Origin of the sequence: Flavobacterium adhaerens (assembly GCF_040045115.1) — a bacterium.
GTDB classification, from domain to species: domain Bacteria; phylum Bacteroidota; class Bacteroidia; order Flavobacteriales; family Flavobacteriaceae; genus Flavobacterium; species Flavobacterium adhaerens.
The window spans coordinates 45664-67458 of sequence record NZ_JBDLZX010000011.1; the positions used below are offsets into that span (position 1 = coordinate 45664).

The 21795-nt window shown below is 34.7% G+C and carries 15 protein-coding genes; 4 read left to right on the plus strand and 11 right to left on the minus strand.

The genetic code is table 11. The features are described 5' to 3' along the window. Window positions 1-61: 61 nt before the first annotated feature. From ABEB18_RS14395 to ABEB18_RS14410, 4 genes are all read left to right on the plus strand, one after another. The gene (locus ABEB18_RS14395) at window positions 62-1816 is read left to right on the plus strand and encodes an endo-dextranase (protein WP_348800012.1); all 1755 of its coding nucleotides are present in this window, start codon (window positions 62-64) and stop codon (window positions 1814-1816) included. 56 nt (window positions 1817-1872) lie between these two features. After that, window positions 1873-3984 (plus strand): glycoside hydrolase family 97 protein, encoded by a 2112-nt coding sequence (locus tag ABEB18_RS14400; protein ID WP_348800013.1) that lies wholly within the window; start codon window positions 1873-1875, stop codon window positions 3982-3984. Window positions 3985-4008: 24 nt separating this feature from the next. Then, the gene (locus tag ABEB18_RS14405; RefSeq protein ID WP_348800014.1) at window positions 4009-6534 is read left to right on the plus strand and encodes a glycoside hydrolase family 31 protein; all 2526 of its coding nucleotides are present in this window, start codon (window positions 4009-4011) and stop codon (window positions 6532-6534) included. Window positions 6535-6624: 90 nt separating this feature from the next. After that, window positions 6625-8061, plus strand: a complete 1437-nt coding sequence (locus ABEB18_RS14410; protein ID WP_348800015.1) for an MFS transporter — start codon at window positions 6625-6627, stop codon at window positions 8059-8061. A gap of 52 nt (window positions 8062-8113) precedes the next feature. Here ABEB18_RS14410 and ABEB18_RS14415 read toward each other — a convergent pair whose 3' ends face one another. From ABEB18_RS14415 to ABEB18_RS14465, 11 genes are all read right to left on the minus strand, one after another. Then, window positions 8114-9211 carry a Fic family protein gene (locus ABEB18_RS14415; protein ID WP_348800016.1) on the minus strand — a complete coding sequence of 366 codons (1098 nt, stop codon included), beginning with the start codon at window positions 9209-9211 and terminating at the stop codon, window positions 8114-8116. A 160-nt stretch (window positions 9212-9371) separates the two neighbouring features. Continuing rightward, the gene (locus ABEB18_RS14420) at window positions 9372-10028 is read right to left on the minus strand and encodes an ATPase (RefSeq protein ID WP_348800017.1); all 657 of its coding nucleotides are present in this window, start codon (window positions 10026-10028) and stop codon (window positions 9372-9374) included. Next, window positions 10012-10146, minus strand: a complete 135-nt coding sequence (locus ABEB18_RS14425; protein ID WP_348800018.1) for a hypothetical protein — start codon at window positions 10144-10146, stop codon at window positions 10012-10014. The genes ABEB18_RS14420 and ABEB18_RS14425 overlap by 17 nt, the downstream gene beginning before the upstream one ends. Before the next feature lie 106 nt (window positions 10147-10252). Further along, window positions 10253-11050, minus strand: a complete 798-nt coding sequence (locus tag ABEB18_RS14430) for a transcriptional regulator (RefSeq protein ID WP_348800019.1) — start codon at window positions 11048-11050, stop codon at window positions 10253-10255. Between the two features lie 45 nt (window positions 11051-11095). Continuing rightward, window positions 11096-11398 (minus strand): helix-turn-helix domain-containing protein, encoded by a 303-nt coding sequence (locus ABEB18_RS14435; protein ID WP_348800020.1) that lies wholly within the window; start codon window positions 11396-11398, stop codon window positions 11096-11098. A 262-nt stretch (window positions 11399-11660) separates the two neighbouring features. After that, on the minus strand, window positions 11661-12497 hold the full coding sequence (locus ABEB18_RS14440; RefSeq protein ID WP_348800021.1) for an RteC domain-containing protein: 837 nt from the start codon (window positions 12495-12497) through the stop codon (window positions 11661-11663). Window positions 12498-12960: 463 nt separating this feature from the next. Beyond that, a complete protein-coding gene (locus tag ABEB18_RS14445) occupies window positions 12961-13872 on the minus strand; it encodes a carbohydrate kinase family protein (RefSeq protein ID WP_348800022.1) in 912 nt (303 codons plus the stop codon). Window positions 13873-13987: 115 nt separating this feature from the next. Further along, window positions 13988-15544, minus strand: coding sequence for a family 43 glycosylhydrolase (locus ABEB18_RS14450; protein WP_348800023.1), 1557 nt, complete (start codon window positions 15542-15544; stop codon window positions 13988-13990). Window positions 15545-15565: 21 nt separating this feature from the next. Further along, window positions 15566-16963, minus strand: a complete 1398-nt coding sequence (locus tag ABEB18_RS14455) for a DUF4960 domain-containing protein (RefSeq protein WP_348800024.1) — start codon at window positions 16961-16963, stop codon at window positions 15566-15568. Between the two features lie 20 nt (window positions 16964-16983). Further along, window positions 16984-18675, minus strand: a complete 1692-nt coding sequence (locus ABEB18_RS14460) for a RagB/SusD family nutrient uptake outer membrane protein (RefSeq protein ID WP_348800025.1) — start codon at window positions 18673-18675, stop codon at window positions 16984-16986. Window positions 18676-18688: 13 nt separating this feature from the next. Next, on the minus strand, window positions 18689-21793 hold the full coding sequence (locus tag ABEB18_RS14465) for a SusC/RagA family TonB-linked outer membrane protein (RefSeq protein WP_348800026.1): 3105 nt from the start codon (window positions 21791-21793) through the stop codon (window positions 18689-18691). Window positions 21794-21795 lie beyond the last annotated feature (2 nt).

The window sequence follows — 21795 nt, forward strand, 5'->3', positions numbered from 1 at the left end:
CAAACACCAATAAATAGAAGGCGATAACATATATGACCTCTGATAAATAAATTTTACATATATGAAACTAATAAAAATAAATAATTGTCTTTTAGTGCTAATTGCATTGCTTTTTTTACACTGTACGAAACCTGAAGATACATTCAATTATATTCCTGAAGAAAATCAACTGGTTGCAGAAGTGGTATTAAAAACCGACAAAGCAAAATATGCTCCCGGTGAGATTGTTACTTTTACTTCCGACAAAACATTGTCAGGTTTTACTGCAAGATACAAACACTTAAATACCGTAATCAAGGAGGAACCAATGAGTGGTAAAACATGGACCTGGACACCTCCGGCAACTGATTATAAAGGTTACATGATTGAAATATATAAATCCAACGATAATGTAGAAACTATTGCAGGAACGATAGCAGTTGATGTTTCTTCTGATTGGACAAAATTCCCTAGATATGGTTTCCTGAGTGATTTTGGAAATGTTTCCGATGCACAAATTAATAACCATTTGGATTTTTTAAAGGATTTTCACATCAATGCTATTCAGTATTACGATTGGTTAAACAAGCATCATGCTCCATTGAAAATGAATGGAAATGTTCCTGCTACTTCATGGGTTGACATTGCCAACAGAAACATTTCGTTCAATACCGTTAAAGCGTATATTGACAAAGGGCATGACAAAAATATTGCTTCCATGTTTTACAATCTTTTGTATGGTACCTGGAATGATTATGCCACTGACGGAGTTTCTCCTGAATGGCTTATTTATAACAACAACAGCCATACTAATGTAAACAAGCATCCTTTACCAGGTTGGTTAAGTGATATCTATGTTACAAATCCGGGAAATACAAACTGGCAGAATTATATTTTTGATAAAACTACTTTGGTTTACAACAATTTAAATTTTGATGGTTGGCATTTAGATCAATTGGGTGACAGAGGTACGGTATATGATTATAATGGAAATACAGTTCAAATTAATCAAACCTTTACTCCATTTCTTCAAAATTTAAAAGCCAAGTTTCCTAACAAAAAAATGGTTTTAAATGCTGTTAATCAATATGGTCAATCTAATATTTTGGATTCAGGTGTAGATATTGCTTATACTGAAGTCTGGGATCCAAACAATACTTATAAGAGTTTGGCTGATATTATTAAGTATAATAATTCCCTATCTAATGATCAGGTTAATACTGTATTAGCGGCTTATATGAATTATGATAAAGCAAATTCAGCAGGATTTTTTAATACTCCCGGGGTATTATTTACTGATGCTGTAATCTTTGCTTTTGGAGGATCGCATTTGGAATTAGGAGAGCACATGTTGGCAAAAGAATATTTCCCAAATAATAATCTGCAAATGAGTGGCGAATTAAAAAGTCGTCTTCTAAAATATTACGACTTTATGGTTGCTTATGAGAATATTTTAAGAGAAGGTGGAACTTTTAATTCTCCAGTAGTAAATTCAGGGGATGGTCAGCTTAATTTAAAAAATTGGCCTCCGGCAGCCTCTACTGTTTCAGTAATTGGAAAATCTTTAGCAAACAAACAAATTCTCCATTTGATTAATTTTTCGAATACTTCAAATTTAAATTGGCGTGATACCAATGGGGAACAAACCGTACCTCAAGCAAAGAAAAATTTTACGTTAAACTTAGCTAACACAAATCCTGTTTCTAAAGTATGGTATGCTTCACCTGATTTAGATGGTGGGGCTTCAAAAGAACTTACTTTCTCTCAGGTAGGAAGTAACCTTGTTTTCAAGGTTCCTTTTATCCAATATTGGGGAATGATAGTAGTTGAATATTAATAATCCAAACAAATAGTAGACTCCTTCTATTATTCTAAATCAATCATCAATACAAAATGAAAAAGTCTTTTTTAATCACCTTAATAGCTGTGTCATTCTTTAACACAGCTATTGCACAAAAATTACAATCACCCAATAACAAATTGCAAATGGAATTTTCCTTGCAAAGTGATGGTACACCAAGTTATAGTTTGAATTATATAAATAAAGTAGTTATAAAACCAAGTAAGTTAGGTTTTTATCTTAAAGATGATTCGAAATCTTTACTCAATGATTTTACAGTTATTGATACTAAAACATCTACTTTTGATGAAACATGGAAACCTGTTTGGGGAGAAGTTGCTGCTATTCGTAATCACTATAATGAACTGGCAGTGACTTTGAATCAAAAAGGAACTGACAGACAAATGATCATTCGTTTCCGTTTGTTTGATGACGGTCTTGGATTTCGATATGAATTTCCTCAACAAAAAAACCTAGTCTATTTTACTATAAAAGAAGAGCGTACACAATTTGCAATGGCAGGAGATCATACTGCTTATTGGATTCCTGGAGATTATGACACTCAGGAATACAATTATACCACTTCAAAACTTTCCGAAATAAAAGGCTTAATGGAAAAAGCATACACAACAGGAAATGTTTCGCAAACTTCGTTCTCTCCAACCGGTGTGCAAACTTCTTTAATGATGAAAAGTGCCGATGGATTGTATATCAACCTGCATGAAGCAGCCTTAATCAATTATTCTTGTATGCACCTTAATTTGAATGACAAAAACTTTGTTTTTGAATCCTGGTTAACTCCTGATTCACATGGAGATAAAGGTAAAATGCAAGCGCCTTGTAATACGCCTTGGAGAACTATTATTGTAAGCGATGATGCACGTACTATTTTAGCATCAAAAATGACTTATAATCTGAACGAACCAAGTAAAATCAAAGAAACTTCATGGATTAAACCGACAAAATATGTGGGTGTTTGGTGGGAAATGATTTCAGGAAAAAGCAGCTGGTCTTATACTGATGAATTCCCTGCGGTACAATTAGGCGTTACTGATTTTGCAAAAGCGAAACCTAACGGGAAACATGGAGCCAATAATGCAAATGTTAAAAGATATATCGATTTTGCAGCAAAAAATGGATTTGATGCCGTATTGGTAGAAGGCTGGAATACTGGTTGGGAAGATTGGTTTGGTCATGCTAAAGATTATGTTTTTGATTTCGTTACACCATATCCTGATTTTGACTTAAAAGGATTGAATGAATATGCGCATTCTAAAGGAGTAAAACTCATTATGCACCACGAAACTTCGGGATCTATACGCAATTATGAACGCCACATGGATGATGCTTACAAGTTGATGAAACAATATGGATATGATGCCGTAAAAAGCGGATATGTTGGCAATATACTTCCAATTGGTGAAACGCATTACAGTCAATGGACGAATAATCATTATCAATATGCCATCGAAAAAGCAGCAGATTATCAAATTATGGTAAATGCACACGAAGCAGTGCGTCCAACAGGAATTGCACGTACTTATCCGAATCTTATCGGAAACGAAGCTGCTCGTGGCACCGAATATCAGGCTTTTGGAGGTGAGCGAAATCATCCAAATCACGTTACCATATTGCCTTTTACAAGATTAATTGGTGGCCCGATGGATTACACTCCGGGAATTTTTCAAATGGATGTTACAAATGGTTCGCATGTAAACGCTACCATTGCAAACCAGTTGGCACTTTATGTTACCATGTACAGTCCATTGCAGATGGCGGCAGATTTTCCTGAAAATTATGAACGTTTTGCAGATGCCTTCCAATTTATTAAGGATGTTGCCATAGATTGGAATGACAGCAAATATCTGGAAGCTGAACCGGGGCAATATATTACAGTAGCAAGAAAAGCCAAAGGAACTAATAATTGGTTTTTAGGAAATGTAAATGGAGAAACACCACGTACTTCAAACATTGATTTCAGCTTCCTAGAAAAAGGCAAAAAATACACAGCTACTATTTATGCTGATGCTAAAGATGCACATTATCAAACCAATCCACAGGCTTATACCATTCGTAAAATGAAAGTGACCAATAAAACTAAGTTGAGTCAATTTTCTGCTCCTGGTGGAGGATATGCTATTAGTCTTGTTGAAATAAAAAACTAACACTTATTAAAAACAGCTTGAATTATGAACAAAAAATCAATTTATTTGATTCTAATACTTTTATTGATTCAGATTCCACTTGGTGCACAAAATTCAGGAACTATAAATCAAACTCTTGGTAATTGTATTTCTTATAAAACAATCAATAATAAAGTAATTTTTAATTGTGAAAACAATGCTAAAGTACTTTTGCAATTTTGTAGCGGACAAGTATTAAAAATATGGATTTCAGTCGATGGAAATTTTAAACGCACCAATGAATCATTTGCTGTTATTAATGAAGATCTAGGTTGGTCTGGCAATGTAAACGTAAATGAAGAAACCTCAGCCTATGAAATTTTTACGGAACAATTAAGGATAAGAGTTAATAAAAGCCCATTTAAATTGCAGGTATTTGATAAATATCAAAAGTTGTTGTTTGGAGATTATGCAGAAAAGGGATATGTAAAAAACAACAAACATATTGCAAGTTACAAAACACTAAAATCAGATGAGCAATTCTTTGGTCTTGGAGAAAAAGCGGGAACACTAAACAGACGTGGCAAAAGTTACAAAATGTGGAATAGTGATCAGCCTTGCTATGGTGTAAACGAAGATCCTCTTTATAAAAGTATTCCCTTTTTTATGAGCTCCAATCATTATGGGATTTTCTTTGATAATACTTATAAGACCGAGTTTAAATTTGGTAGTGAATCAAACGATTATTATTCTTTCGAAGCTGTTTCAGGTGAAATGATTTACTACTTCATATATGGGAATGATTTCAAACAAATTATAAAAAATTATATAGACCTAACAGGAAAACCTATCATGCCTCCAAAATGGGCTTTAGGATTTTCGCAATGCAGAGGGAATTATACACAAGAGAATCAAGCCAAAGAAATTGCAGCCGAATTTAGAAAAAGAAAAATACCCTGTGATATTATTTACCAAGATATAGGTTGGGTTGAAGGACTTCAGGATTTTGATTGGAAAAAAAGTAATTATCAAAATCCCAAACAAATGGTAAAAGAATTAAGCAATCAGGGTTTTAAAATGATTGTTTCTCAAGATCCGGTTATTTCTCAAGCCAATAAAAAACAATGGAACGAAGCTGATTCTAAGGGGTATTTTGCCATTGATGCCCGTACAGGTAAGAGTTATGATATGCCATGGCCTTGGGGCGGGAATTGCGGGGTAGTTGATTTTACTAAGCCCGAAGTAGCTGACTGGTGGGGGAATTATCAGCAAAAACCATTAAATGATGGTGTACGCGGATTTTGGACTGATATGGGCGAACCAGCCTGGAGTAATGAAGACGCTACTGACCGACTTAATATGAAACATAATTTAGGGATGCATGATGAAATTCATAATGTTTATGGCTTTACATGGGATAAAGTTGTAACCGAACAATTTTACAAGCATAATCCTAATAAGCGAGTATTTCAAATGACAAGAGCTGCTTATGCAGGTTTACAACGATATACGTTTGGCTGGTCTGGAGATTCAGGAAATGGTAATAATGTACTTGAAGGATGGAATCAATTTGCTAATCAGATTCCTGTGGGACTTTCTGCCGGGATGGGTATCATTCCGTTTTGGACTTCTGATATATCAGGTTATTGTGGCGATATCAAAGATTATGATGCGATGTCAGAATTATATGTTCGCTGGATGCAATTTGGTATTTTTAATCCTCTGAGTCGTGCACATCATGAAGGTGGTAATGCTGTTGAACCTTGGGTTTTCGGCACTGAAGCTGAGAATATCACCCGAACAGCCATCGAATTAAAGTATAAAATGTTTCCGTACATCTATACTTATGCCCGGGAAGCACATGATACTGGTATGCCTTTAATGCGAGCTTTGTTTCTTGAATATCCTAATGATAGTGAAACGTTTGATTTGAATGGTCAGTTTTTATTTGGTCGTGAATTATTGGTCGCACCAGTAGTTGAAAAAGGAGCTGTCACCAAAAAACTCTATTTACCAGAGGGAGAATGGATTAATTATAATGATGGTAAGACTGTCTATAAAGGGAAACAATGGATCACGGTTGAGGCTCCCTTAGATGTGATACCCTTGTTTGTGAAAAAAGGGGCTATTATACCTAGTATGCCAGTGATGCAATATATACATGAAAAACCTAATTACCCTGTTAGTTTTGATGTTTATCCTGATAAAATTGGTAAAGAATCTTCCTTTGTTTTATATGAAGATGATGGAGAAAGCAGGGATTATGAAAAAGATGTTTTTTGTAAAACAAAAATTACTGCCCTAGCCAATTCATCAGGCTTTGCAATACATATAAATGCAAGAGAGGATAAAGGCTATAAACCAGCAGCTTCCAGAAATTACATTGTAAAATTACACGCGAATAGTAGACCTAAAAGCGTATTAATAAATACTTCAAAAATTAAAAAAGAGAAAACAGAAATACTAAATGAAAAGGGCCTTACGGATTTTGAAAAACTATCTTATAGTTGGGATGAAAAACAAGGTATAGTTTATATAAAATTACCCGATACTGGCCTTGATTATCAGATAGCAATTAATTCTTCAAAATAAAGAAATTTCATTACATATTAAATTCAAAAACTTATCCCACTTTAGGATAATTCCTTGATAATATTAAACAAAATACTGATCAAATAAATAATGACTTCAAAAAACACACAAACCCAATGGGGGCAATTTATACCTTTAGTAATTGTCTTCTTCTTTTGGGGATTTGTTGCAGCCAGCAATGACATTTTAATTCCCGTATTTAAAAAAGCCTTTGATTTAACCCAAGGTCAAAGCCAATTTGTATCGATTGCTTTTTATATTTCCTATACCGTAGGTTCTTTACTTTATATGGGATTTTCTTTATTACTGAAACAAGATTTAGTGAATAAAATTGGCTATAAAAACGGGTTGGCACTAGGCCTAATCATATCTGCATTAGGAACGTTGTTGTTTTATCCAGCGGCTAATACTGGATCCTATCCACTAATGTTAGTCGGTTTATTTATTGTAGGTTTAGGTTTTTCATTGCAACAAACCGTTGCCAATCCTTTAGCTATTGCTTTAGGACCTATAAAAACAGGTTCTCAACGATTGACCCTTGCGGGCGGGATCAACAATTTTGGAACTACCATTGGCCCCCTAATAGTAAGTTTTGCCATTTTTGGTTCTTCTGCGTCTGGAAATACTGAATTGAGTGTAGAAAGTGTTAAAATCCCTTATTTAGTACTTGGGTTAGCCTTTTTAGCTGTTGCGTTATTGTTGAAATTCTCTTCCTTGCCTGAACATCCTGAAACAATTGAAGAATCTCCAGCTGATACTGCTTCTTCTAAAAATTCGGCTTTATATTACCCACAACTACTCTTAGGGATGCTTGCCATTTTTTTATATGTTGGTGTTGAGGTATCTACAGCCAGCAATTTACCTTCTTATATGGAGAACGAATTGGGATTTGAAATAGGAGCTATCGCCCCTTACATTTCGTTGTATTGGGCTAGTTTAATGATTGGCCGTTGGACGGGAGCTGTAGAAGTTTTTAGTGATGTTATTAGTATTCAAAAGATTCTGCGGTTTGTTGCCCCCTATTTAGCATTTGTTGTTTTTTTATTTGTAAATGCAATTGCCAATCATGATTTAACTCCTTTCTACATTTATGGATTAATTATTCTCGTATTAATTGCCGCCGATATAACCAGCAAGGGAAATCCTGCCCGAATGTTGCTTATTTTCTCTAGTTTAGGAATTGTCGCTCTACTAACTGGAATGGGAACCACCGGAATTGTAAGTGTATATGCCTTCACGAGCGTTGGTTTATTTTGTAGTACCCTATGGCCTTGTATTTTTACCTTAGCAGTAAGTGGATTAGGAAAACACACTAGTCAAGGAAGTAGTTTTCTTATTATGATGATTTGTGGTGGTGGTATCATCAGTTGGCTCCAAGGTTTTGTGTCTGAAAATATTGGTATTCAAAACAGCTATATTGTTGGTGTTTTATGCTTTTCTTATTTGGTATTTTATGCCTGGAAAGTAAGCGGCATTTTAAGACATCAAGGTATTAATTTTGATCAAAAAATTGGTGGAGGACATTAAGAAACCTTCTTAATTATACTAAAAAAACAGGCTTTAAAAAGCCTGTTTTTTTTTATTTCCCTCTCAAAACTTCCAGTAATCTGAAATTGAGGTATAGTTTTTCTTTGCCTAGTTGTTCGCTTTTTAAAAAGCCTTGATTTTCTAATTCTTTGAGGTAATTCCCTACTGTTTTTAGATTTCCCAGACCTGCTTTTTCTAATTGGTTTCTTTTAGTGTAAGGTAATCGAAATAGTTCTTCCATTAAATCTTTAGAATATATTTTTGGCAATTTTTGCTGTATTTCTGCCGACATTGTATTCATCAAATTTTCTATTTCAGTAATTTGGTTTCTGCCTTTTAAAGCGGTTTGCTCTACCATATCGAGCATGTACATAATCCAATCCTGCCAATTACCCTCTTCGGTTACTTTTTTTAAATTGGTATAATACTCTGCCTTGTGTTGCATGATATAATTACTTAAAAACAATGCTGGCAAATCTAATAAGCCTGTTAGTTTGAGGTACAACAACAAGATGATCCTTCCAGTACGTCCATTTCCATCAAAGAAGGGGTGAATGGCTTCGAACTGATAATGTATGATTGCCATTTTTACCAATGGGTCTATGGTATCTTCGGCATGGATGAAGTCCTCTAAATTTTTTAGTTGTTCCCTAATGACATTTTCTCCCTCCGGAGGCGTATAGACTACCGTATTTGTTAGCGGGTTTTTTAATTGTGTACCCGGTGCATTGCGAATAGCTGATTGGTTTTCTTTAATAATTTGCACTAGGGCAATGAACAAATTAGTTGTTAGAATTGGTCTTTTTTCAATTTGCTCTACCCCATACCACAAAGCATTTTTATAATGCATTACTTCTTTGGTGGCTGGATTTTCATTTTTCTTTTCCGTAATTGAGGCTTTGAATAATTCGTCCTGGGTAGTAATAATATTTTCGATTGCCGAACTCGCTTGTGCTTCCTGTAAATTGATGGTATCAATAAAAAGCGTTGGATTGGGCAAATTAGTTATGGCACCTTTAAGCTCTGATAAGGCTCTACTGGCACTAATTGTTTTTTTTAATATGAGCGTATTCTCTATTTCCACTTGTGGCGGTAATAGCGGTAAACTGTTATATGGTATTTCTGGATTATATATCGTTTTGGTGTCCATCGTACTGTTTTTGAACAAGGGCGTTATTTGCCTTTGTCTCATATTCAAGTGTAAATATATAAAAAAATTACTCTCGTTTTACTGTTGTAGGTAAAATTTGCCCTCGTTTAATTATTGGGTACTTTATAGATGTATTAGAGGGGATTATGAATGTTCAACCTCATCGTTTATCCCTTGCCTCCTTCTCAAAAGCTATTAGATTAAACATTTGCCGCAATCTTGATCTAACCCGATTCCCGTAAACCCTCTCTATTTCGGATGCAGAAAGATTTGTCGTGATGTGTGTTATAGCATTGTTCTCAACAAAATGCTCGTAGCGGCTCGTTAGAATCTCGGCTATAACATTACAATCATTTCCAAAGTGTTTAATTTGTTGTTCGGCTCCAAGGTCGTCAAAACAATAGCCTGACAATCGGTTTTGTTGAATTGATTTCAGAGTGTATTGCGCCAGAGAATCATAACCCGATTTAGCAAATTCAAATGAGATATGCCGAGTAGCAATGATTTTATAGTCGTTTTTAGCGTACATAAAGGGTCTTATCAAATGCATTAGCGAGGTCTTGCCGCAGCCAATTGGTCCCGAAAGCATTATTCCTTTATTGAGGTCGATTCCTAACTTAAAAGCACTTTTCTCGTCCTGTATGGCATAAATCAATAGTTTGTAAATAATCGGAATGTCATTGGTGTCGATTTTAAAATTGGAATTATAACGTTTTTTACCTTGCTGTTCTAAAAATAGAAAACATTTTTTAGGGTCGTAGATTTTAGTATTATTTTTTATTTCAAAAGTGTCCTGAAGGTTAAAGTGGTTCTGCATAGTCTTTGGAATTTGAAACGTTGAGGTTTTTTGGATTCAAATTATTGCTTTCTTTTTTTGGATTGAATTTGTCCAGGTTTAATATCCAGTTTCGGGCAGCTGCCTTCCAATCTTTCATTTGGGTTTTCCCTCCTACTTTCCATCCATTGCTGCTGTAATAATTGAAATATTTTTCGGCTTCAATGCTGCTTACTTTTTTTTCCTGAAAAAACTCTTTGACTAATTCAATAGTGGGAGCTATAAAATCTGATTTGCTTTCTTCTTTTTTTTTCCCGGGTGTATATAGTTTTATTATTGTTTTCTAATGTTTTATTATTATATATATTAACCTGTTCATCAAGCTGACTGTTTTTTAGTTTGGTTCGTTCATTTTTTAGTCTGGTTAGAGGCTTTGGAAGTTCATTTACTGGTTCGCTTCGTTCAAATTTTGAACTGGTTAAGGTATTTTTATCGTTTTTAGGGGTTAAAAGTTCATTTTTTGGTGTGGTTAAGTCAAAATCTGAACTGGTATTTGATTCCGAACCCGTTTGATTTTTAACCTCATCTTTTTTAGACTTATTTTGTTCAATATTTGAACTCCCCTTATTTTCACTAGGCTCAATAGCCGTGGGCAATTCATTTTTTGGTTTGCTTTGTTCATTATTTGAACTCGTTAGTTTTTTTGCAGGTTCATATTTTGGTTTACTTCGTTCAAAATTTAAACTAGCATTATAATCATCAGCAGAACAACTATTGGACAAGTCGGGTAAAATGACTTCTGTCCCCTCATAGGGATTAAAAGATGGTTTGTAGATTATGTAATTTCTATCGTGCAATTCCTTCATACATTTATGATAGGTAGCCTTTGATTTAATTTTTGCAGTCGTCATCATTTCTTCTCTCGAAATAATGATTGGATTTTTAAAGCGGTTGAGGTTCCATCTTTGAAATAAGGCCAGATACAAACTAATATGAGTTGGGCTGATGGAATTATCCTGATTAGACTTATTGAAGAATCCGGTAAGGTGTTTGATGTAATTCATAATTCAAGTATTAAGATTATAGAATTAAGACTTAAGATGTCTCATTTATTTTTCCAACAGTTTCTTAATATCATCGTATTTGTAATATAAGATACCTCCTATCCGATTGTATTGGAGTGTACCGTTGATGCGAAGGGTTTGCAAAGTACCGGGTGAGATTTTGAGCAGTTTACGGACTTCTGACGATTTGAGCCATTGCGGAGTTTCTGCTTTGACATTAGCCGCATCCTTAAGTGCTTCAAAGAGAAGCTTGCTGAAATTCAACAAATCTTTTTTGGTGATTAACTGGTAGTTTAACAATTCTAAATTGTCTACTTCCGGGAATAGTTTTCTAGCATTTAGATCCATGATTTGAGTTGTTATGATTACAAAACAAATTACTTTCAATTGGTTTGAAAAAATTCACAAGGTGAACCCAAGTTGGGTGTTTTTTTATGTCAAAATACGCTAAAACTTAGCATTTACAAGGGTGTTTTTTTTCTGCATCCCCAAAAACCCGTTTTTAGGACTTCCCTGTTTTGGGTGATTTTTGGCCATTTTTAGGTATTTTCACAAGGTGTCCAACTTGTGATTCTATTTACTATAAAACAACTAAAATCAATTAAAATCTCTAAAAATCCTCTTCTAATATTTTTACATTAAAATTGTCTGATAGCGTATTTATAAACTTTGTTTTGGATTGTTTTCTGTTTTTTATGTCAGTAAAAAAACGATAAATATTTTCATTGAGTTCAATATTGAACAGACTTCCTAATTCTTTAGCAATTTCCTTAAGTTCGATGTTTCCGTTATTAATAACCTTTTGAAAATATAAAGCATAGATTAATTCAATCAAATCAATTTTGGTACCGGACCAATTCATTTTGGATTTTATATCTTCCTTTTGCAGCTTATTCCTTTTTTTTAAAGAAATAATTTGATTTTCAAGATAATTAACTAGCTCATCAAAGGCTAAAATTTTAGCAACTTTGTAATCATAACAAGTGGAAAGTTTAGGATCTGAACTTAACAAAAAGCATTCTGTTTCAAATATGTTCTTTTTACTTGCCCTTGTGAAATATATTTTATCAGATTCTTTATTATCCGAACGATAGTATTGATAAAATTTGAAATCCTTTTGTCTATAATTGGAAATTTTTGCCAACTCCTGTTCAAAATATTTCCGCTTTTGTAATTTTCCATGTGGTTTGTCGGTTTCAATACGCAAAACTTCTTTTTCAAATATGAGTTTTGAAATGACAAAAGGCTTTATTTTCTTGAAGAAATTGATTTCCTCTTGTTCGGTTTCGAAGTCATAGTCTTTTAACTTATCATGTAATTCGGCGATTTTAGCTTCTGCCCATAATATATATACTTTGCAACAGCTTATTCGGTTCGTATTCAGATTAGTTATTTCATTCGTTTTCTGCAAAAACTCATCCTGCAATACTTGCTGCAATACTTTCATTTCAAATACTAAATAATTAATCCTACAAAATAAAAACATTTAACTGTAATTTCTTACGTCTATTTAAAACAAAAACAAACTAATTTGTAATAAAATAACTGCAATTATAGAATGTTTTTAGGTTGATTTAGTTTGTTTTGACCGAATTTGCTTGTAGAATAATCATGGCCTCACTTATCTTTTTATCTAAGATTTTTGTATACGTTTTAACCGTCAACTGTTTTTATGATTACGTAATAAATGTTGAAAAAGTCAACTTATTCCAGGACTGCACTGATACATAAATAAAAAGCCTGTAAATCATAAGATTTACAGGCTTTTTATCACTATCAAAAAACATTATTAAATTATAATGCTAAGGGGAAATTCGAAGAAATAAATAAAATCCTAACTAATAATAAAACCCTTGGAGTAATTCAAAAAATTAAACAAAACGCATTACTAGAATCATGAATTATTATTATTATTTTTCTTTTTTCTCAATTTTCATGTAATCACTAATTACCTTTTCAGAAATCTTCGGATTTGCTCCTTCTTCCCCAGCCACCAATGCTCCAATTGCACAAGCGTAGTTCAATGACTTTTGAGGTGACTTCCCTCTTAATAATCTTACTATTAATGAAGCTAAAAAAGAATCCCCAGCACCAACCGTATCAACTACTTTAATAAAATAGCCACTATTATAATAAAATTTATCATTATAGTACAAAACAGCTCCGAATGCTCCCTTAGTAACGCAGATTTGTTTCGTATTTGTTTTTTCAGCTATGAATTTGATATTCTGTTCAAAAGAATTATACGGAGACCCTATTTTTTTACTTATTTCCCATAATTCTTCATCATTAAGCTTAATAAAATCTGCCTTATTCATCAATTCAACAAGTATCTCAGTTGTATAATATGGTGCTCTTAGATTGGCATCCATGACTTTATACTTGGCTTTATCCAGTAAAGTATACAATGTTGATCTGGAAACCTCATCCCTGCAGATTAAGCTTCCAAAAATAAACACATCAGATTCCGAAACTTTCTGAAGTGTCTCTTTCGACAGGTCTATTTTATCCCATGAAGAAGGATACATGATATCATATGAAGCATTCCCTTTTTCATTGATCATTACATTAACAACTCCCGTTTTATAATCCTCTCCAACTTGAATTGAATCTGAACTGAGATTTTGGCTTTGTAAAAATGACAGTATATCATTTCCATCTTCATCTTTACCAATTCGACTTATCATAGTTGTATCTACCCCAAAAGAATTTATGCGTAATGCAACATTCAAAGGAGCTCCTCCAATTTTTTTATGAGATGGAAACACATCCCATAATACTTCTCCAAAGCAAACCGCTTTAAAATTATTTTTTTTACTCATTTTTTTTTATTCTAATGAGTTATAGGGTAAGTGCATGGTCTTACCCTATAACTTCTTAATCTAATATCACTTTGTACACAAATAATCAATGGAATTACGATAAATCCCTTTGATATTATTCGGGTTGTGTAATCTGAAGATTTGTAATCACTGCATCTTGTCCTTCAGACAACAATCCCCATTTATTTTTGTCTCTACCATAAATACGGTTTGTTAAAGCTGTTTTCCCATTAATGTAAAGTACAACTACACTTCCTTCAGTAATTATTTCAACATCATACTTTGTATTCGTTTGAAACTGGAAAGGAATTCTTGTAGTTTCCTGAGAAGCTGAATTATATCCAACAATTTTATTTTGAGCAATATCAAAAATAATTTTATAATAACTACCGGAATCATTGGTATGAAAAACAAATCCAGCTGTTCCATTTGCTTTTCCTAATGTAACTTCGGCTTTTATTTTTGCTTTTTTACCAATAGTTTTAAACGTTATCATTGCTTTTTCTGTTGAGCCTGACAAAGTATAAGTTCCATTGTTTGCATTTGCATTTCCAGACGTTGCATCTACTTCTGCACCAACAGTCTTTTTAGAAAACAAATCTTGTACTGATTGCAGTGCTTGAGTTCCTAAAGTTCCATCAGAATTTTGCATTAACTGATGAATAACCATATTTCCTGCCCAATCTTTATTTCCTAAATCATTTTCTGGAGTCTTTCTGGCGTTCCATCCGAAAACATATCTTTTGCTTCCGTCAGTAGCTGTTTTCCCGGCATAAAAATATTCACCGTCAATCATATCCTTTTCTGGTTTGATCCAAGGCCCATTAATCGATGTTGACATTCGGTAATGAGTTCCTTTTGCATTGCTCCAATTTTCGGAGAAAAACAAATACCAATAATTACCCATTTTAAAAATATCTGCACATTCCATCATCAAATAATTTTCTTCAGGAGTTGTCGTATAAATAGGAGATTGAACATCCCACTTCCCTGAAGCTAGATCAGTACTAGTAAAATGCAGTAGAACCGCTTTTCTTCCAGGTTCCGTTTGTGTGCTTACTAACATCGAATATTTCTTTAATTCATCGTTATAAAACACATGCGGATCCCTAAAATCATAACTATAATATCCAGCTGGTGCAGTTAGTTTAAAAGAAGAAACTTTAGACCAATTTTTCAAATCAGAACTAGTAGCACACAATACACTTTCTCTGGCATTCGTATGGACAAATTCTGGTGTCTCATTGTGTCCCGTATAATAGAAATAGTAAACACTTCCCACTTTTACAACTGATCCTGTGCCAATGGCAAAATCAGGATCTGTTGTTTTTCCGTAAGGTATCATCTGTCCTTGATAGGTAAAATGAGCCAAATCGGTGCTTAAGTATTCATGAATATCATGGAATCCTTTTCCGGCGGGTTTGTTCTGAGCATCATGGAGAAAGTATATATGAAATTTTCCGTTGTCGAAAAAAGGCATAACATCTCCCGTATATCCTGCACTGTAATACGGTTCGTTCCCTCCCATCCATTGTGAAGGCGGTACAGGATAAATACTTGTTATTTCAGACTCTCCTCCTGAAATAGAACCTCCAATATAAGTTTCCTCCTGACTGCACGAAACAAGTGAAAGGAAAACAGAAACAATCGTTATTATATTTTTATATTTCATTTTAATCGAATTCAAATTGAATTATTTTCCAGCTAAATATTTGATACTGTTTTTAGTTAAAGCCTTGATGTTTGTAATAAATTCATTAGCCTGACTCGGTACACCACTACTATTTGTTTCATTATACCAATCGTAAGCTCCCATTGAAATCACGACTACATTTTTATCCGTTGCTGAATTTGGGAACTCAGCTATTGTAACTCTACCATCAAGGTTATCATCCCAAGATTCACTCGCCAAGTTGGTTCCTCCGGTTTGGTTTCTCCATCCTTCTCCATTAATATACCCTCCCCATTCCGGCAAAAACCACCATGCAGTATGATTCAATCTGAAAGTTCCACTTTGAAGTAAATTGGCTTTCCCTACTTCAAAAGTGATTAATCCTTGAAATATAGGATGATTTTCATGACCTTTAAATGACATTCCCCAGGAATTTCCATCTACAAATCCGTTTGGAGGAAAATCTCCAAAAACATTATTTGGCCCTTTTCCGGACGGAACAATCCCTAAAGCATCTACATATTGCGAAGCAAAAGAAGTTAAAAGTAAATTCCCTCCATTTGTTCTGAAATTTTTCAAAGCATCGGTAACAGTTGGATTATAAGCTACAGAAGGCAAATTTGTAGCTGAATCAAAATGCCACCAAATCACATCAACTTTGCTTAAATCGGCACCACTTAAAATATTATCAAATGAAATGTACTTCGCACCCGGAAAATTCTCAAACAGCCAGTTTGACGCAGTCACTTCATCCATATTGGTAATTCCAGATCTTGTTGCTGCAGTTCCTAAAAATGCTACTACTAAATCTGAACTGGGTACATCCACAGTAGCCGTATAATCAACACTTTCGCCATTGAAAATTACTGCAAAAACCACCGGATTAGTAAAATCAATTATGGTCCCTGATGCTGGCGAAATAGAAACTCCTGTAGTTAATTCAATTATTGGCTGTAGTTCTTTTAAATTAGTCCCTTCAGGTAAAGTCATGGTAATAGTTTTAGTAACATCGTTTATTGTTGCCGAAACTCCATTAATGGTAAAACTCTTAATTGGGCTCAATACTACTGTCGTTACCGTATAATCTTTATACAGGTTTCCATTAATTACTCTAAATTTTACCGGATCTGTAAAATTGATTGGTGTACTCAAATCAAGATTTGAAGTTGCTCCCACTTCTAAAACTACTTCAGGTTTAATGGCCGTGATATCAGATCCATAAGGCATTTCAATATTAATTTTCCCTGTAGCCTGATCAATAGTTCCGCTAACACCGTTTAGTTTAAAAGAAACTACATTTGATGGCGAACTCACATCAAAACCTCCTTTTTCAAAACCGTCTTCACAGGCAGTAACCATAAAAATAATTGCCAAAACTACAGCTATTTTTATCCAATACTTATTTATATATTTTCTCATATTATTGATTTTCAAAATAATTAATAACCTCTATTTTGTTTGTACAATCCCTGACTGAAATTGATTTGTTTCAATGGAATTGGGCAATATTCTTCTTTATGCGCATCAAAAAAGGCATCTTGATAATAGGTGCGTTTAGTTTTTTCTTTAGCATAAAAATCATTCATTACCTGATCGGTAACACCCCAACGAACAAGGTCAAAAAAGCGGCTTCCTTCCATAGCCAATTCTAAACGACGTTCCCAACGCAAAGCTTTACGGGCAAATTCCTGTGTCCAGTTACAATTGCTTCCGTCAACATATGTATTGATCTTAAAGTTGTTTACGTATGGTAATCTTCCTGTACTTTGTGCAGCTCGCTCTCTAATTTGATTGATTAATGGTAAAGCTTCCGACTGTCTTCCAAGTTCAATCAACGCTTCGGCACGCATCAAAATCACATCTGCATAACGGATCTGTATTCTGTTTTTTGAATTTCCATAAAACGGATCAATATTTACCACACAAGAACAATTTGGAGCAACATTTTCTTTTAAAGAAGCATAATATCCATAAGTACCTGGAGATCTTACCCATGCTTCGACATATAAAAATTCAGGATCATATTTATAAGGTAAGCCTGGCATAGCAACAGTATGATACAATCTTGGATCGACGGTAGTAGCATCTATATTTTTATAATCAAAGTCCTGGTCGTTGTATGTATCAAATTCAGGTAAACCATTTGCACCTGTTTTAAATGCATTTACTAAGTTTTGGCTTGGTTTATGAAAATCACAACATCCTAAACCTTGAGGTGTCGAAAGGACATCCGAAAAGTTTAATCTTCCATATAGCGTTCCATCATTATCAGAAAACTGAATTGAGAAAATCGATTCCGGACCATTCTCATAAGTTCCAGGTAAAAAATTATTAGCAAAATCAGGCTCTAAAGTCGCTTTTCCGACTACTTTATCTGTTGCCGCAATTACTTCCTGTAAATGTTTTGGATCTATTCCTGTGACAGCAAACGACTCATCCTGTGTATAAGCCTGATACAAACGTGTTTTTGCTAAATAGGCATAAGCTGCTTTTTGAGTGGCGCGCCCAACCTGCGGTTGCGTTTCCGGTAAATCATTGGCTGCTGCCTGAAAATCTTCAGCAATTTTATCCCAAAGTGCTTCATTTGAAAGCGCTTGATTTGAAATAGTTTTATAATCTTCTACTGGTATGTCCTCTGTAATGTAAGGCACATTTCTAAACATAATCTTCAACATAAAATAAAAATGCCCTCTTAGAAAACGCATCTCAGCCATGCGGGTTTTCTTCAACGGATAATCCGATTCTGAAATTTGCTCTAAGGCTTTCAAAGCTTTATTTGCTCGGGAAACCCCAACATAACTGATGTACCAAAAAGAATCCAATTCGCCGAAATCTGTTCGGATATTATTCGATACTTCAAAAAAATGAAAATCCTGAATATCATTGGTTCCACTTCCTCCTTTGTAAGCATCATCTGAACGAACATTCCCAAATGGCCATAAACTGTAAGGAGAATCATAATGGTCATTCCCCAATTGTGCGTAAGCCGCATTCATAAATCCTTCTATCGATTGAGGCGTTACAATATCTTTTTCTGATAATACTCCTCGGGGCTCATTTTCTAAAAAATCGGAACAGGAAGTGAATAAACCCATCACTAAAAACCCTGCTATGTATATTGCTTTTTTCATTTTCAATAATTTGTTATAAAGTAAAATTAAGACCTACTGTAAATGTCGTTGGCTGCGGATATCCAAATCCTGCATTTTCAGGATCAACACCTGTGAATCCTTTAGAGTCAATAATCAGTAAATTTTGTCCGCTTAGATATAGTCTGAAGGTTTCAATACTCATTTTTTTCAATACGTCTTTTGGTAGGGTATATCCAAGTTGTAAAACTCTAAGTTTTAAATAATTACCGTTTTCAACATAATAAGTTGAAAATCTTGATTCTGCATTTCTATCTACGGTTGTTAAAGCTGGAATAGTTGAATTTGGATTATCAACTGACCAAGCGTTTAACAGTCGTGTTCCTTTATTTGAACCAACATCGTCAACACTCCAGAAATCAGTTTGATACTTGGTATAGTTGATAACATCAACATCCGAAGCCCCTTCCCAGAAAGTTGTAAAATCGAAATTTTTATAAGCTAAGTTTAAATTAATCCCATATAACAATCCAGGATTTGGATTACCAATCCAAGTACGGTCTTTGTCGGTAATAGCACCGTCTCCGTTTAAATCTTTGTAACGAATTCTTCCAAGACCTTTTCCATCTTGAATAGCCGAGTTATCCACTTCATCCTGACTTCTAAATAATCCATCTGCCACATAACCATACATTGAATTGATAGGACGTCCTAAAATATTATCGTTCAACCCGTCTCCTCCATAATTGTTTTTCACTTCATCCGGCAACTTGGTCATCTTGTTTTTGTTTGCCGAAATATTTCCGGAAATGTCGTATTTCAAACCAAATGAAGTCTCATCGCGGTAACCCAAAGTAAGCTCCCATCCTTTATTTTCCATCGAAGCACCATTCACCCAACGGTTTCCTCCTTCACCAATTACACCCAAATAAGGAGGCAATACCAAAATATCTTCTGTTTTTTTGATATAATAATCTATCGAACCGCTTAATTTTTGTTTGAATAATCCAAAATCCAAACCAATATTAGTTTGCGTAGTTGTTTCCCATTTCAAATCATCGTTTCCTGACTGAGTGGCAATAAATCCGGAAGGAAGTAATCCGTTTCCATTCCCTGCAATATCATAAGCGGTACCAAAAGAAGTTGCCCATGTTGGACTTCCTCCAGCATAACTTGCCAAATAAAGTGAGTAAATAGCCGTATTGCTAATTTCTTGATTACCTGTTTGTCCCCAACCTGCTCTTAATTTCAAATCAGAAATAACCGGAGCATTATCTTGGATGAATTTTTCATTACTTATTCTCCACCCTGCCGAAACTGATGGGAACGTTCCGAATTGATTGTTTTTACCAAAACGAGAAGAACCATCACGACGAATTGTAGCGGAAAGCAAATAGCGATTATCAAAATCATAATCCGCTTTTCCAAAATAAGAAAGCAACGAATACAAAGTAGAAGTCCCGCTTGTAAAGGATTCTCCTGTTCCTGCATCCGGATACATATAATCTGGAGTTTCGATCAAGAAGTCATTTTTACGCAAAGTGGTAGTATCAAAAATGTCCTTATATATTTCGGTTCCGGCCATCAAATTCAAATTACTCTTTCCAAATTTTAAACTGTAAATAGCCGTATTTGTCCAATTCCACTTATCGCTTACAGACTGGTCAATTGTTACAGATGTCTGGTCATTTTGTAAGTAACCCGATTTGTAGCTTCTTTGTAAAGTACGTTTTTTGTAAAACCCGTGGTCAATCCCAAAACTGGTTTTTATATGAAGATTTTTTATTACTTCGGCGTCAGCATACATATTCCCAAAAAGTCGCAAATAATTATAGGGATTATCTTTATTGTATTCTAAAAGTCGAACCGGATTTTGTCTGTCATTCATTCCTCCAACTGGTCCTCCCCATCCTATTCCATCAACGGTATGCACCGGAATAATTGGCAATGCGCGAAGTGCAGGATCCAGAACGCCAGGATCAGTAACTTCATTGGTACGGTTAAATGTGAAGTTCTCTCCAATAACTAATTTGCCGTCAAAAAATTTATATGAACTATTCATTCTGGCAGAAAGTCTTTTAAATTCGGTAGTTTTTACTACACCTTCATTTCCATAATAGCCAGCTGAAAAAAGATAACTCCCTTTATCCGAAGCATTAGAAACCGATAAATCATAAGAATTGGCAACTCCGGTTTGCGAAATCGCATCATACCAATCTGTATTGGATGCTTTCATGGTTCGTTCCGCATCCAAATATTCCGGTACTAAAACTTTGTTCAATTGTGGTTTGTTATTATTTACCGACCAATCAAACTGATAACTCAAGTGATTGTTATTCGGATCTAAACCGTCATTGATATTGGCCTGCCAAAGCGCCTGCCCAAATTGGTTGGCATTCATCACGCTCAATTTTCTGGAGTAATCGGAAAGTGAAGTATAAGTACTGAAATTGATTCTCATTTTACCTTCTTTTCCTTTTTTGGTAGTAATAATAATCACCCCATTTGAAGCTCTGGAACCGTAAATACTGGCCGAAGCAGCATCTTTCAAAATCTGGATTGACTCGATGTCATTTGGATTCAATTCATGCATTCCTGATTTCGTTGGCATCCCGTCAATTACGTAAAGTGGATCTGTGTTGTTTAAGGTTCCCACACCACGAATTACCACTTTTGTATTTCCTCCGCTAGGCGAACCGTCTGAGGATACTCTTACTCCGGCAACTCTTCCCTGCAAAGCCTTAATTGGATTGGGTTCTGGTTGTTTCATGATGTCTTTTACGTTCACAATGGCAACCGATCCGGTAATATCCGCTTTCTTTTGTTTGGAATAACCGGTTACTACAATTTCATTCAATTGATTGTTGCCAACTTTTAAAACTATATTGATGCTTTTTTGACCTTTAAGTGAAATCGTTTGCGTGGCATAGCCTACGAAAGAAACAACAAGTGTTGCATCAGGAGTAGCGTCCTGCAAGGAAAATTTTCCATCAAAATCGGTAGACGTGCTGTTATTTGTCCCTGAAATTGTTACAGTAGCGCCGGGCAACGGCAATCCGTCATCTGACGAAGTTACAGTTCCTTTAATTCCGCTTTCCTGCGCCGTCATCATCAGCACCGGAAAGAAGAAAAATAGAAAATAAATAAATTTACTTTTCATGG